The organism is Streptomyces sp. NPDC001717 (assembly GCF_042892775.1).
In the GTDB taxonomy this organism is placed as follows: Bacteria; Actinomycetota; Actinomycetes; order Streptomycetales; family Streptomycetaceae; genus Streptomyces.
Genome location: NZ_JBIAUK010000001.1, coordinates 380,875 through 395,595, shown reverse-complemented (window position 1 = coordinate 395,595; position 14,721 = coordinate 380,875). Strand labels below are relative to the sequence as shown.

The window sequence follows — 14,721 nt, the reverse complement described above, 5'->3', positions numbered from 1 at the left end:
CAGGACGGATTCCGGTACAACCATCCGTGCTGACCACCTGTCACTCATGTACCGCGGTGGTTACCGCGCTCGGAGGGGGAGCGCGGTACCCGCCCGGCCATCCGGTTGTCGCCTGTGTCGGCCGTCACAGGACAAAGGGCGCAACTGCGCGGGGAGTTGGCCGGTCTGGCACCCCATGAAGAAGAAGTTGACCTTGCCGGCCGCAGCCGCCCTGATCCTGCTCGGCCCGGCCGCCCCGGCCGGCGCGGCGGACCCCGTGTACCCGCTCGGGAGCCATCCTGCGTCCGTGTCCCTGTACCCCGTGACGGACACGGGGTACGCACAGCCGAAACCGCTCACCGTGGGCTACTTCGACAAGACCAGCTGGCAGGGCAAGCCGGTCACCTACACGATCGACACGAGCGAGGTCGCCGGCTTCGCCGAGGTGGAAGGGCAGAAGTGCACCACTGCGGCGACCACCATGACCTGTGTCGTGCCGGCGCCCAGCCTCGAACTGACCCTCAAGCCCCGCAAGGGCAGCAAGGTGGGCGACCTGGGCGAGCTGGCCGTCACCGCGAAGACGGAGGGCGCCACCTTCACCCCGTACAACGTTCCCGTCCAGGTCGGCGGGCCCAAGTTCGGCGTGGACCTCAAGATATCGTTGCCCATCAAGGCGATCGGTGACCAGACCGCGGTCCCGCTCTCGTTCAAGAACACCGGTCTGGTCGCGACCGAGGGCGCGGTCGTCCGGATGTACACCTCCCGGGGCACCGACATCCTGGAGAAGTACGACAACTGCACGTACGGACCTGCCGGAGCTCAGCACCCCGGCAAGGGCGTCACCCTCATCACCTGCACCTTCGAGGGCTCCTTCGAGGGCGGCACGGCATACGAGCCGGCCGAGCCCCTCACCGTGAAGGCCAACGGGCGGGCCTTGAACGAGCGGCTGGACGTCCACGTCTTCCGGGCGAACGAAGCGCCGAAGCTCCCCGAGGGGCAGACCCGGCCGAGCACGGGCAAGAAGCTGACGGTCAAGCCGCGCACCGCGCCCGGGGGCGACTTCGAGAACGACTCCTACGACGCCCAGTGGTCGGTCGCGAACACCGCCGACTTCGCCGCCATCGGCGCCTCTGCCACGGGGAAGGTCGGTGAGACGGTCAAGGTCGACCTCGGCTTCCACAACCGCGGCCCGGCGGCGGTCACCAAGGACCTCCGCGACTACGCCGCTGTGGCCGAGATCAAGATGCCTCCCGGCACGACCGTCACCAAGGTCCCCGAAGGCTGTATGCAGACGCGCCAGAGCAACAAGGAATACTTCTGCGGCGGCGGGCTCTCGGTGCTGGAGGACGAGAAGGTGCTGCACACCTTCGAGCTCAGGATCGACGAGGTCGTCCCGGACGCCAAGGGCTCCATCAGGGTCGGTTCACCCATCGGCGAGGCCAAGCCGGAGAAGTGGGACCCGGACCACTCGAACAACACGGCCGCCATCGTCCTGAACGCCAAGAACACCAGCCCGTCCCCGTCGCCCACCGCGACGGCGTCGGCCACGCCGACCGGCACGGCCACCCCGAGCGGCACGGCCACTCCGACGGCTTCCGCCTCCGCCTCGGCCACCGCCGCCTCCGGCGGCCTGGCCTCCACCGGCAGTTCCGCGCTGGCGACCGCCGTCGGTGCGGCCGCCGCCCTCGCCGCGGGCACCGTGCTGTTCGTCGTGTTCCGGCGCCGCCGCGGCGACCACGCGTAACGGCGCCGGGCGGCTCAGAGGTCCCGCTTCGGCGGGACCTCCGGGACCGCCAGGAACGGCAGCCGCAGTGCGCCGAAGGCCTCCTTCGGGACCGCCGGGCGCACCGGCTCGACCGCGGCGAGACGTACGTAGGCCGCGCCCTGTTCGGGGCGCCGGTCCTGTTCCCCCTTGTTCGGCCAGTACGACATCGCCCGTTCGGCCTGCGCGGTGATCGTCAGCGACGGGTTGACCCCGAGGTTCGCGGAGACGGCCGCGCCGTCCACCACGGAAATGCCCGGGTGCCCGTAGAGCCGGTGGTACGGGTCCACCACGCCCTCCTCGGCGGAGGCGCCGATCGGGCAGCCGCCGAGGAAGTGCGCGGTCAGCGGGGTCCCCATCAGCTCGCCTATGTTGCTGCCGGGGAAGCCGTTGATCTCCTCGGCGAGCAGGGTGGCGGCCTGCGTGGCCTCCGCGATCTGCACCGGGTTGGGGGCGCCGTGCCCCTGGCGGGCCGTGAGCAGGCCCTTCCCGATGCCGCGGGGCTTGCGGTAGGTGGTCAGGGAGTTGTCCAACGACTGCATGACCAGGCCGATGATGGTCCGCTCCGACCAGCGCCGGTTGGACAGGGAACGCGCCAGCTGCACGGGGTGGCGGGCGGTCCGGGCGAACCAGGCGCGCACCCGGTGCGTGCTGTAGGGGACCTGGAGGACGGTCATGAACCCCATCGCGTTGGAGCCCTTGCCGTAGCGGACGGGCTCGATGTGCGTGTCGGCGTTGGGATGCACGGACGAGGTGATCGCCACACCGCGGGTGAAGTCGGCGCGCCGCTCGTTCCCGTGCCGCCTGCGGTAGCGGCGGTCGTCGGTCTGCGCGCCGACCAGGCCCTCGGAGTTGGTGCGGGTCAGGTCGCCGAGCCGGTCCGAGAGGTGCGGCAGCTCGCCGCGGTCCTTCATCGTGTGCAGCAGGGTCTGGGTGCCGTAGGTGCCGGCCGCGACGACCACGTACCGGGCGCGCAGCACGCTCGCCCTTCCCTTGCGCCGGCCGTCGGTGGGGACGGTGCGGACGCGGTAGCCGCCCTCCGGGTGGTCGGAGAGCGCGGTGACCGTCGTCATGGGGTGGATGACGGCGCCCGCGCGTTCGGCGAGGTACAGGTAGTTCTCGCCCAGGGTGTTCTTCGCGCCGTGCCGGCAGCCGGTCATGCACTCGCCGCATTCGGTGCAGGCCTTGCGGGAGGGGCCGGCGCCACCGAAGTAGGGGTCGGCGACCTCGTCCCCGGGGCGGACCTTCCGCTGCCCTTCGGCGTCGTCGCCGTCCCCGAAGAAGACGCCGACGGGCGCCATGTGGAAGGAGTTCCCGACGCCCATCTTCTCGGCGGCGGCCTTGAGGTGGACGTCGGAGGGGGTCATCGTCGGGTTCAGTCGCACGCCCAGCATCCGCTTGGCCTGGTCGTAGTACGGGGCGAGTTCCTCGCGCCAGTCGGTGATGGACGCCCACTGGCGGTCCTCGAAGAAGGCCGCGGGCGGCACGTAGAGGGTGTTGGCGTAGTTGAGCGAGCCGCCGCCCACACCGGCGCCCGCGAGCACCATCACGTTGCCGAGCAGGTGGATGCGCTGGATCCCGTACAGCCCGAGGGCCGGGGCCCACAGGTAGTTGCGCAGGTCCCAGCTGTTCCTGGGCAGGCTCTCGCGGGTGAAGCGGCGTCCTGCCTCCAGGACGCCGACGCGGTAGCCCTTCTCGGTGAGGCGCAGTGCCGAGACCGACCCCCCGAAGCCCGATCCGATGACGATGACGTCGTAGTCGTACGAGTCAGACACGGTGTTGCTCCTTGGCGGAGTCGGGTCTAGCGGAAACGGAGGGCCTTCATGACCTTGAGGCTGCGGGTCATGAACGCCGCGTACTTCTCGTCGTCCATGCCCAGCGAGGGCGCCATCGGGAGCAGTCGCTGGTGGGCGACGGTCTGGGCCTCGGTGTACTTGAGGATGCCCTCGGAGCCGTGCCGGCGGCCGAGCCCGGAGTCCTTCATGCCGCCCATGGGGGCCTGGGCGCTGCCGTAGGCGGGGGCGTAGCCCTCGTTGATGTTGACGGTGCCGGTGCGCAGGCGGGCGGCGACGGCGTGGCCGCGGCGGGCGTCCTTGGTCCAGACGCTGGAGTTGAGGCCGTAGGCGGTGGCGTTGGCCTCGGCGATGGCCTGGTCCTCGTCGGTGAACCGGTAGATCGAGACGACCGGGCCGAAGGTCTCCTCGCCGCAGACCGCCATGGGGGCCTCGACGCCGTCGAGGATGGTGGGCTCGTAGAAGAGCGGGCCGATGTCGGGGCGGGCGGTGCCGCCGGCGACGAGGGTGGCGCCCTTGGCGACGGCCTCGTCGACGTGCCGGGTCACGGTCTCCAGCTGGCGCTCGCCGACCAGGGAGCCCATGTCGGCGCCGTAGGCGAGGGAGGCGCCGAGTCGCATGGCCTTCGTACGGGCGGCGAACCGCTCGACGAACGCGTCGGCGACGGAGGCGTGGACGTAGAGCCGCTCGATGGAGATGCACAGCTGGCCGGCGGAGGAGAAGCAGGCGCGGACGGCGCCCGCGGCGGCCTTCTCGACGTCGGCGTCGGCGAGGACGAGCATGGCGTTCTTGCCGCCGAGTTCGAGGGTGACGCCGACGAGGCGGTCGGCGGCGCCCCGGGCGACCTCGCGGCCGGTGCGGGTGGAGCCGGTGAAGGAGACGTAGTCCGCGTGCCGGACCACCTCGGGGCCGACGACGGGGCCCTCGCCGAGCACGATCTGGAAGACCTCGGCGGGCAGCCCGGCCTCGATCAGCAGGTCGCGGGCCCACAGGGCGGTCAGCGCGGTCTCGGTGTCGGGCTTCATGACGAGCGCGTTGCCCGCGACGAAGGCGGGCAGGGCGTCGCCGACCGACAGTTCCAGGGGGTAGTTCCAGGGGGCGATCTGACCGACGACCCCGCGGGGCTGGCGCAGCTCGGTGACCTTGGTCAGGGTGGGCATGGCGCCCGTGTGGCCCTTGGGGCGCAGGTAGGCGGGGGCCTTGCGGCCGTAGTGGCGGGCCGCGACGGCGACCGCCTGGACCTCCTCGTGGGCGTGCAGGCGGGCCTTGCCCGTCTCCAGCTGGATGAGGTCGAGGACCTCGGCCTGCCGGGCCAGCACCAGGTCGTGGAAGCGCAGCAGCACCGCGGCCCGCTTGCGCGCGGGGACGGCGGCCCAGGCGGGCTGCGCGGCGCGGGCCCGCTCGAAGGCCTCGGCCACGTCCTCGGGGGTGGCCTCGGGCAGCTCCGCGAGCCGCTCCCCGGTGAAGGGGGTGTGGTTGGCGGTGCGGCCGGAGCCGATCACTCCGCGGGTCAGCCGGGCGACCAGGTCTGCGGTGACCACGTCGGCGGCGGTCCGCGCGCCGGCCGGGGCCGGGGCCACCGGGTTGGTGGGCTGCGGTGCGGTGCGGAGGGGGGCGGCGGGGGCCTGCGAATCCGTCATGGCGGTGAGCGTATTGCGCCCGCGAGCCTTTGGGTACCCGTGGGTAACCGGATTTTGCCATTTCCGCCAGTGATTGCTGGCGGGATGACCCGATCGGCGCGGCCCGCCGCCGCTACTGCTTCTTCTCCGGGGGCTTCCAGCCGCTGAGCACCGTGTCGAACTGCTGCTGGGTGGTCTTCCAGTCGGCGGCGGGGCCCGAGATGTAGATCGCGTACTCGGTTTCGTTCGGAGCGATGTACATCTGCTCCTTGGCGCGGCGCGGCCCGGCCTGCGTCCCCTTCTCGGTCCACGTGAAGTCCCAGATCGCGGCCCGGGTGGTGTCGCGGAAGGTGTTCTGGTTGAGCTTCATCCGCTTGTAGTCCGTCCGAATCGCCACCTGCTTCTCCAGGTCGAGCAGGTGCGCGTACGGGGTGTCGTAGTCCGGGGTGGGGTCGATGGCGATCCGGATGAAGTGCTTGCCGTTGTCAGGGGTGTAGTCGATCTGGTTCCCGTCCATCTGGCGCGTCCAGCCGTTCGGGACGAAGATCCGGAAGCCCTCCGGGTCGACGACCTCGCTCCAGCCGGCGGGCACGGTCGTCGTGTTCCCGCTCGCCGCGTCATCGTCCTTCCCGTCGTCGGCCTTCGCGTCGAGGGAGCTCGTGTTCTTGTCGGAACCGCCGCCGCTGTCCGAGGTCAGTTTGAGCACGCCGAACACGCCGCCGCCGCCGATCAGCGCCGCCACCAGGGCGATCGCCGAGGCCCGCTTGAGCCAGCCGCCCGCCGGCCCCTCGGGAGCGGGCACGGGTGCCGCCGCGGGAGCCGGCTGCTCCGGCAGCGCGGCCGTCTGCGCGGCGGTCTGCGCTGCCGTCCGCGCGGGCTCCGCGGGCGCGGGCGGCTCCTCGACCCGGTCCTGCGCCGGGGCCAGCTCGTCCTGGGTCACCGCGCGGGTCGGGACGTACGCCTGCGCCGCCTTCGGCTCGCGGCCCTCCATCGCCTCCAGCAGCATCCGCTCGGCCTCCTCCGCCGAGGGCCGCTCCGCCGGGTCCTTCTGCAGCAGGGCGGTGATGACCGGGGCCAGGGCGCCGGACTGGCGCAGCGCGGGCGGCTCGTCGTTGACGACGGCCTGGAGGCTGGAGATCGGCGACGTACGGCGGAACGGCGAGCGGGCCTCGACCGCCGTGTAGAGGGTGGCGCCCAGCGACCACAGGTCGGAGGCCGTGCCGGGGGTCCCGCCGGTGACCCGCTCGGGGGCCAGGTAGTCGATGGACCCGACGATCTCGCCGGTGCGCGTGATGGAGGAGTCGCCCTCGATCGCGGCGATCCCGAAGTCCGTGAGCAGGACCCGGCCGTCCTTGGCCAGCAGCACGTTGCCCGGCTTCACGTCCCGGTGCAGCACGCCGACCGCGTGCGCGGCGCGCAGCGCGCCCAGGACGTGCAGGCCGATCCTGGCCGCCTCGCGGGGCTCGATCCGCCCGGCCGCCTTGGCCGCGTCCGCGAGGGACGGGCCGTCGATGTACTCCATGACGATCCAGGGCCGGTCGTCGTGTTCCAGCACGTCGTGGACGGTGACGACCGCGGGGTGCTGGATCCGGGCCGCGGCCCGGGCCTCCTTCTGCGTACGGGCGTGCATGACGTCCCGGTCGGCCTGGGCGACGTACAGACCCGCCGTCAGTTCCTTGACGGCGACGGTCCTGTGCAGCAGCTCGTCATGCGCGCGCCACACCTTGCCCATGCCGCCGCGGCCGATGGGCTCGACGAGCCGGTACCGGCCCGCGAGCACGGTGCCCCCACCTGTCTGCTGTTCCACGAAATCCCGCCGCTCTCCACACTTCAGGCCGCCAGATTACGGAGCCCACGGGCGCTGCCGGTACTACACGGGGCCGGAAAGGCAGCACTGTGACGCAATCGCCGTACTGATCAGTCGTCAGTACGCTCTCAGCCACCGGACTTGTAACTCGCCGTGGCCTTCTCGAAGACCTCGGTGACCTTGCCTTGCTCGTCCTCCGGACCCGTGACCATGACGACGTGGTAGCTGCCCGCGAGCGCGACGACGAAGTTGCGGGCGAAGACGTTGCGGCCGGTGCCGTCGATCCACGTGTAGCGGCCCGTGGCACGGAGTTGTCGGCCGACGGTCGTGGTCTTCACGTCGCCGACGGAGGACCAGGTGGAGGTGCGGTACGGGGTCAACTCCTGCTCCTTGTCCTTCTGGTAGGCGGCGGGGTCGGGGTTGCCCTCGACCTTGTCGCGGCCCGGGACGACGGTCAGCACGAACTGCCCGCTCACGTACCGCACCTGACCGGCCTCGTTGACGCTGCGGCGCTCCCAGCCCTCCGGGACGGCGATCTCGAAGTGTTCGGGGTCCTGCTGGAGGGTGTAGCCGGGCGGCGCCGTCGCCTCCGGGGCGGGTGCGGTCGCGGTCGACTGGGGCGCCGGCTTGGACTCGGGGGTCCCGGTGGGCACCTGGGAGGGGCCCTGGCTCTGCTTCGGGGGTGTCGGCGCGGCCTCCTGCCTTCCCCCGCCGTCCGCCGCCCGGGGCATGAACAGCATCGCGTACGCCACGCCTCCGGCGAGCAGTACGAGGATCCCGAGGAGCAGGGTCCGGCCGAGGGAACGGGGCCTGCGGGTGCGCGGGGCGGACGGATTGCGGTGCCGCCCGTGCATTTCGCCCCGGCGGCGTACGACGGGCAGGCGCGCGGGATCCGGCTCCGTCATCGGAAGCATGGCGAGGCCGGCCTCCGACTCCGGCTCGGGAGCCGACCGCACGAGGGAACGCAGCCAACCGCGCAGCTCCTCGAAGTCGGGCCGCTCGGTGGGGTCCTGGCGCAGCAGCGACTCCACGACCGGGCGCAGCGCGCCGCATTCCTCGGCGAAGGCGGGGGGTTCGGCGCAGACGAGCTCGACGAGCTCGGCCGCGCTGTCCTCCGGGTACGGGGCGTGGCCCTGCACGGCGCGGAACAGCAGCGCGCCGAGCGCCCAGAGGTCGGTGGCGGGCCCGACGGGAGCGGCCAGCTGCCACGGCCCGGAGACGCTGCGGGCCTGCTCGGGGGCCCACCGCTCGGTGACGGCGCCGACGACGGCCATCCGCGTCTGGCGCGCCCGCTCGGCGTCCAGCCGGCTCGCCTGCGGCGGCGCGTATCCGCCCCGAATCCCCCCTCCTCGACCGGCGCCCTGCTGTGCGGGTATCCGGCCACCGGGCCCGGAGAAGCCGTGCACGGGGCCGTGGTCGCCCTGCGGAACGGGCAGCCCGGCCTGCGCGGGGCCGGGGCCGGGGCCGGGGCCGGGGCCCGGCTGTACGGGCACGCGGCCCGTGCCGCCGTACCCGGGTGTGCCCGGTACGCCGTGCGACGGCTGGTCTGGAGCGGGGGGCTCGGCCTGGCGGTACCCCTGCGGCAACGCCAGCTGAGCGGGCAACCCCGCCCGCGCCGGGTCGGCGTGCGGACGCGGCGGGTCGGCCTGCGGGCTCGGCCGGTCGGCCTGCGGGCGCGTCGGGTCGCCGTGCGGGCGCGGCACGGGCTGTGCGGGGTCGCCCTGTGGGGAGTACCCCTGCGCGGATCCCGCCTGCCCGGATCCCGCCTGCGCGGGCAGCTCCGGCCGGGTCGTCCCGTCGGCCCGCGGCGTCGGCCCGGCCGGGGGGAGGGCCTGGCGGCGGGGGGTCGCGCCGTGCCAGGAGGTGGAGGCGCCGGACTGCGGGCCGCCGTAGGGGTACGAGTACCCCTCCGGGAGGTTCGACCCCTCGGGCCTCGGCTCCGGCTCCGGCGCCTGCTCCGGCTCCGGCTCCGGGGTCCCTGCCGCAGCCGCTGCCGCCTCGGCCTCCGCCTTGCGCTGTTCGATGACGCGGGCCGCCGCCGCCCGCGAACCGGCCCGGTACGCGGCGATGGCCCCGGCCCGTGCCGCGGCCTGGAGGTCGGGCCGCTCCTCGGAACGCCCCGGTGTGATGTGGTCGGTGTACCGCGGCCCGGTGTCGTACCCCGGTGCCACCAACGGCGCGTACCGCGCCTGCGCCTCGGGCGACGGAGCCTCCCCGGGCGAGTCCGCCCCCGGCCCCCCGTACCCGAGACCGGCGCCGTCACCGTGGCCGTGGCCGTGGCCGCCGGTGGGCTGCCCGGCCTCCTGGCCTGACGCTCCGCCGGAGGCCTCCCACGGCTCCCGACCGGCATCACCGGAGGCACCCGCGGGGACACGTCCCCACGTCTCGACGCCGAAGGCACCACCCTCGCCACCGCCGGAGGCACCGGCGAGCGCTTCGCTCCGCGCGTCGCCCCCGAAGCCCCCGGGCCCGTGGCCCGACGCACCGTCATCAGCCCGCGCCGCACCGCCGGAGGCAACCGCGCCACCGCCCGTGTCGAAGCCCCCGCCACCCGGCGGCGGCCCCCACGCCTCACCGCCGGAGGCGACCGCACCCGCGTCCCGGGGGACCGGGTCGTACCCGCACAGTGCGTCCTCCGCCGCGCCCGCGGCCAGGCCGGTCAGGACGACGCGGCCGTCCTCGCACACCAGTACCGTCCGCACGGTGATGTTCCGGTGCGTCCACCCGTGCGCGTGCAGCACCCGCAGCGCGGTCAACACGTCCGACGCCACCTCCGCCGCCCGGTACGGGCTCAGCGGTGCGTCGGCGATCAGCGCGGCCAGCGGCCTGGCCGGGACCAGTTCGCTCACTATCCACAGCGAGCCGTCCTCGGCGAACACGTCGAAGACCTGGTCCAGCCGGGGGTGGTCCGGGATCGCTGCCGCGGCCTGCGCCGCCTCGATCGCGCGCCGCACGGCGGGCAGTTCCCCCGCCGGGAGGGTCGGCGGGCGCGGCCCGTCCATCAGCTCGGCGTCCACGACCTCCGGCAACGGCACCTGTCGTACGAGGACTTCCTGCCCGCTGCGCGTGTCGAAGGCGCGGGTCTCGACGAGTTCGTAGTCGGCGTAGTCGGCCGGCGGAAGCGGCAGGCGGTACCGGTGGGCCAGGATCCGGCCCGCGTACTCCTCCACATCGCCTCCCCCGAGTGCGCCGGGTCCCCCGTGGCCCCGCTGACACGATACGTCGCCGGGGCCGCCCGCGTCCCGAGGTCAGCCGAGCGGCTGGAAGGTCTCGAACGCCACGTTGCGCATCTGGGTGCACTCCGCGCCGTCCCACTGGTCCGCCGCGCAGCTGATCATGATGGCGTAGCCGTGCGTCGCGTCCATCTTGAACCCGCGGTTGAGCACACGGACCTTGACGCCGTTCTGCACCCGCTCGAACTCCCAGTCCGCGACGGTCGGGTAGTTGCGGTAGTTCACCACTCGGATGTCGATCAGCTTGTAGCCCTTGCTGCTGCCCGCCACGGCCGGGGCCAACGAGAGCCAGGCCTTGCGCGCGTCGTCGCCCGGGCTGCTGGTGTAGTCGACCTGTATCCGCGGGAAGCCGCCGTCACGGCTGTATATGGCGCCGGAGTTCTCGCCGGCGGTGTCCGTCTGGTGGAAGCCCTGCGGCATGGCCATGGAGAAGTGGAACCCCGGGTCCGTCACCGTGGCGAACCCCGCCGGGAGGCCCCCGGCGCCGCCGCCGGGCGCCGCACCCTGTCCCTGGCTCGTGCTGGTGGTGCCCGAATCACCGCCGGCTCCCGCGTTCGCGGAGGAGGACGGCGTGCCCTGGGGGGTGTTCGGCGAGGCGTTCTGCGGGGTGTTCTTCCCGCTACCGCCCTGGCCCTGGCCCGGGGTCGCGTTGCCGGAGGCGGCCGGGGTGGGCTTGCCGCCGTTCTTGCCCTGCTGCTTGCCGGCGCCCTCGTCGTCGCCGCCGACCGTGTAGGCGATCAGCGAACCGATCGCCGCGAGCACCACCAGTACGGCGGCCACCGCCATCGCGATCGTGCGGCGCGGCAGGACGTCGGTGAGCGGGGCCGCGACGGGCGCGGGCTTGCCGGAGGCCGGGGCCTCGGCCGCGGAGGCGGTCGGCACGGCCGCGGCCGCCGAAGCCGCGGCGGCAGCTGCCGCCGCGGCTTCCTTGCGCGCCGACTTCAGCGCGGCGCGGGCGCGTTCGCGCTGCTCGCGCTCCCGCCGCTCGCGTTCCTTCTTCTCGGCCTTCTCGGCTGCCTTCTCGGCCGCCTTCTCCGCCTTCTCGGCAGCGGCCTTGTCCACGGCCTCCTTGGCGTCGGCCAGCGATATCTGCCGGGTCTCCTCCGCGTTCGGGGCGACGACCGGCGGCGCGACGGGCTCGGGCGCGTTCACCACGGCGGTGAGCATGGCGCGCGCGGCGTCGTCGTCGAGACGCCGCGCGGGGTCCTTGACGAGCAGGCCGTAGATGACGTCGGCCAACGGGCCCGCGTTCTTGGGCGGGTCCACCGGCTCGGTCATCACGGCGGTGAGGGTGGCGAGCGCGGAGCCCTTGTCGTACGGGGGCACGCCCTCGACGGAGGCGTACAGCAGGCCGCCGAGCGACCACATGTCGGCGGGCGGGCCGGGCTTCTGGCCGCGGGCGCGCTCCGGGGAGATGTAGGAGGGGGCGCCGACGAGCATGCCGGTGGAGGTGACGGAGGGGTCGCCCTCGACCTGCGCGATGCCGAAGTCGGTCAGGACGACGCGGCCGTTGGAGGCGATGAGCACGTTGGACGGCTTGACGTCCCGGTGCAGGATCCCCTGGCCGTGGGCGGCGCGCAGTACGTCGAGCACCGCGAGGCCGACCTCGGCGGCGCGGCGCGGGGTCAGCGGGCCGTTCTCCCGCACGAACTCGGCGAGCGAGGGCCCTTCGATGAGTTCCATGACGATCCACGGCCGGCCGTCCTCGTCGACGACGTCGTAGACGGTGACGGCTCCGCCGCTGCGGATCCGGGCAATGGCCTTGGCCTCGCGCAGGGTGCGGGTGATGAGGCGGCGCTTCTCGTCCTCGTCGACGCCGGTGCTGAAGCGGAGCTCCTTGACGGCGACGGTACGGCCCAGGGTCTCGTCCTGGGCCCGCCAGACGGTGCCCATGCCGCCCTTGCCGAGCACGGCTCCGAGCCGGTAGCGCCCGGCCAGCAGCCGCCCTTCGTGCTTCTCGTCCGCGGCGGCCTTGGCAGCCGCGGCCTTGACGGCCGCCGCCATGGCATCGGCCTTCTCGACGACGGGATTGACCGTTTCCCCTCCGGCCTTGCCGGGGGCCGGCTTGGCCCCTTCGCTCCCTGCCGCACCCTTGCCCGGGCCCGGCTTCTCGGCAGTCTTCGCAGCCTCGGCGGGCTTCGCGTCCGCGGGCGCGTCCTTGCCGAGGCTCAACTTGGGGGCGCTCTTCCCGGCCTCGGCCGGCTTCGCGTCCTCGGGCTCGGCAACCGCGGGCGCGGCCTTCCCCTCACCGGTCGCAGCCGGAGACCCGCCCTTGCTCAGGCTCGGCTTGGCGGCACTCTTCCCACCGTCAGCAGCCGCAGGCGCGGCGGGGATCGGCTTGGCGTCCTCCGGCTCCGCCGCAGGCGCGCCGGGGTCCCTCGAGGCCGAACCGGCCTCCGCGGGGTCCGCCGCAGGCGACACGGCGGGGGCGTCGCCCGGAACCGCGCCGCCCTGCTCAGCCGACGGCGACGCCACCTCCTCGGACAACGCCGCAGGCGAGTTGGTGTGCTCCGGCTTCGACATGCGTCCCCTCTGCGTTCCTGCAGCCTGCCCCGGCTGCCCCGCCAGCCGCCGGGGCCCGCTGTAACCCACCCCGGCGGAAACCTCATTGTTCCTCACTCCGCAACTGACGGGCGCCCCGGGTCCGCGGTTCCCCCTTCCGCATCGCGGAGTTACAACGGAACGATGTCCGGCGCGCCCAGCCTCGCCGCGTCCGCCGTCTGGTCGTCCGGCTGGCGCTGCGATTCCCGTTCCGCCTGGACCCTCTTCTCGTAGTGCTCCACTTCCTTCTCGATCTGCTGCTTGTCCCATCCCAGCACCGGCGCCATCAACTCCGCGCACTCCCGCGCCGACCCCGTTCCCCGGTCGAAGGTCTCGATCGAGATCCGCGTCCGCCGCGTCAGCACGTCGTCCAGGTGCCGCGCCCCCTCGTGCGAGGCGGCGTACACGATCTCCGCCCGCAGGTAGTCCTCCGCGCCGGTGACCGGCTGCGCCAGTCCCGGGTCGGCGGCGATCAGGTCGAGCAGTTCCTCCGTCAGCGACCCGTACCGGTTCAACAGGTGCTCCACCCGGACCACATGGAGCCCGGACCGCCCGGCGATCCGCGCCCGCGCGTTCCACAGTGCGTGGTACCCCTCGGCCCCCACCAGCGGTACGTCCTCCGTCACGCAGTCCGCGACCCGCTGGTCCAGTCCGTGTACCGCCTCGTCGACGGCGTCCTTGGCCATGACCCGGTACGTCGTGTACTTGCCGCCCGCGACGACCACCAGCCCCGGCACCGGGTGCGCCACCGTGTGCTCGCGCGAGAGCTTGCTCGTCGCGTCCGACTCCCCGGCCAGCAACGGCCGCAGGCCCGCGTACACGCCCTGGACGTCGTCCCGCGTGAGCGGCACCGCGAGCACCGAGTTCACGTGCTCCAGCAGGTAGTCGATGTCCGCGCTCGACGCCGCCGGGTGCGCCTTGTCCAGGTCCCAGTCGGTGTCCGTGGTCCCGATGATCCAGTGCCGTCCCCACGGGATGACGAACAGCACCGACTTCTCGGTGCGCAGGATCAGTCCGCTGCTGGAGTGGATGCGGTCCTTCGGAACCACCAGATGGATGCCCTTGGACGCCCGTACGTGGAACTGCCCGCGCTCCCCGATCAGTGCCTGGGTGTCGTCCGTCCACACCCCCGTCGCATTGACCACCTGCTTCGCGCGGATCTCGTACTCGCCGCCGCCCTCGACGTCGCGCACCGTCGCCCCGACCACCCGTTCGCCCTCGCGCAGGAAGCCGACCACCCTCGCCCGGTTGGCGCAGTGCGCCCCGTACGCCGCGGCCGTGCGCACCAGCGTGGCGACGTACCGGGCGTCGTCCATCTGGGCGTCGTAGTACTGAAGGGCCCCCACGAGCGCGTCCTTGCGCAGCGCCGGCGCCACCCGCAGGGCGCGCCTGCGCGAGAGGTGGCGGTGGACGGGCAGGCCGCGCCCGTGGCCGCTGGAGACGGACATGGCGTCGTACAGGGCGACGCCCGAGCCCGCGTAGAAGCGCTCCCAGCCCTTGTGCTGCAGCGGGTACAGGAACGGCACCGGCTTCACCAGGTGCGGGGCGAGGCGCCCCAGGAGCAGGCCGCGCTCCTTCAGTGCCTCCCGCACGAGGGCGAAGTCGAGCATCTCCAGGTATCTCAGCCCGCCGTGGATCAGCTTGCTGGACCGGCTGGAGGTGCCGGAGGCCCAGTCACGCGCCTCCACCAGGCCGGTCGACAGGCCCCGGGTCACGGCGTCGAGCGCGGTGCCGGCGCCGACCACGCCCGCGCCCACGACCAGGACGTCCAGTTCCCGTTCGGCCATCCGGGCGAGGGCCTCGGCCCGCTGCGCCGGCCCCAGTGTCGCTGTCCTCACGGCTGCCTCCCGTTGGTGCGGGTGTTCCCGCCTCGTACGGACGTGCCCGCATGGTGCGGGTGATCCCGCTCACATCCCCGTTTTCACGATTCTGACCGGCCGCACGCACATCAGCCACCGCCTGTGGACAACACAACGGCGACCTTCAC

General features: G+C 73.2%; 7 protein-coding genes. 1 reads left to right on the top strand and 6 read right to left on the bottom strand.

What is annotated here, in order from left to right; genetic code table 11:
• The first annotated feature begins 175 nt into the window (after positions 1-175).
• Positions 176-1,723: a hypothetical protein gene (locus tag ACFYZL_RS02035; protein ID WP_384751308.1), complete on the top strand. Its 1,548-nt coding sequence runs from the start codon at positions 176-178 to the stop codon at positions 1,721-1,723.
• A 14-nt stretch (positions 1,724-1,737) separates the two neighbouring features.
• Here ACFYZL_RS02035 and ACFYZL_RS02030 read toward each other — a convergent pair whose 3' ends face one another.
• From ACFYZL_RS02030 to ACFYZL_RS02005, 6 genes are all read right to left on the bottom strand, one after another.
• On the bottom strand, positions 1,738-3,516 hold the full coding sequence (locus tag ACFYZL_RS02030) for a GMC oxidoreductase (protein ID WP_384751305.1): 1,779 nt from the start codon (positions 3,514-3,516) through the stop codon (positions 1,738-1,740).
• Between the two features lie 26 nt (positions 3,517-3,542).
• Entirely contained in the window at positions 3,543-5,174 is a 1,632-nt protein-coding gene (locus ACFYZL_RS02025; protein ID WP_388675253.1) for a succinic semialdehyde dehydrogenase, read from the bottom strand.
• A 112-nt stretch (positions 5,175-5,286) separates the two neighbouring features.
• A complete protein-coding gene (locus ACFYZL_RS02020) occupies positions 5,287-6,960 on the bottom strand; it encodes a serine/threonine-protein kinase (protein WP_384751299.1) in 1,674 nt (557 codons plus the stop codon).
• A 128-nt stretch (positions 6,961-7,088) separates the two neighbouring features.
• On the bottom strand, positions 7,089-10,130 hold the full coding sequence (locus ACFYZL_RS02015) for a protein kinase (RefSeq protein ID WP_388675250.1): 3,042 nt from the start codon (positions 10,128-10,130) through the stop codon (positions 7,089-7,091).
• A gap of 78 nt (positions 10,131-10,208) precedes the next feature.
• The gene (locus ACFYZL_RS02010; RefSeq protein ID WP_388675247.1) at positions 10,209-12,716 is read right to left on the bottom strand and encodes a protein kinase; all 2,508 of its coding nucleotides are present in this window, start codon (positions 12,714-12,716) and stop codon (positions 10,209-10,211) included.
• 149 nt (positions 12,717-12,865) lie between these two features.
• Positions 12,866-14,572, bottom strand: coding sequence for a glycerol-3-phosphate dehydrogenase/oxidase (locus ACFYZL_RS02005; protein WP_384751290.1), 1,707 nt, complete (start codon positions 14,570-14,572; stop codon positions 12,866-12,868).
• Positions 14,573-14,721 lie beyond the last annotated feature (149 nt).

Excerpts from the sequence above, each read along its gene's own strand:
- ACFYZL_RS02035 (WP_384751308.1), top strand. The coding sequence starts at position 176 with ATGAAGAAGAAGTTGACCTTGCCGGCCGCAGCCGCCCTGATCCTGCTC.
- ACFYZL_RS02025 (WP_388675253.1), bottom strand. The coding sequence starts at position 5,174 with ATGACGGATTCGCAGGCCCCCGCCGCCCCCCTCCGCACCGCACCGCAG.
- ACFYZL_RS02010 (WP_388675247.1), bottom strand. The coding sequence starts at position 12,716 with ATGTCGAAGCCGGAGCACACCAACTCGCCTGCGGCGTTGTCCGAGGAG.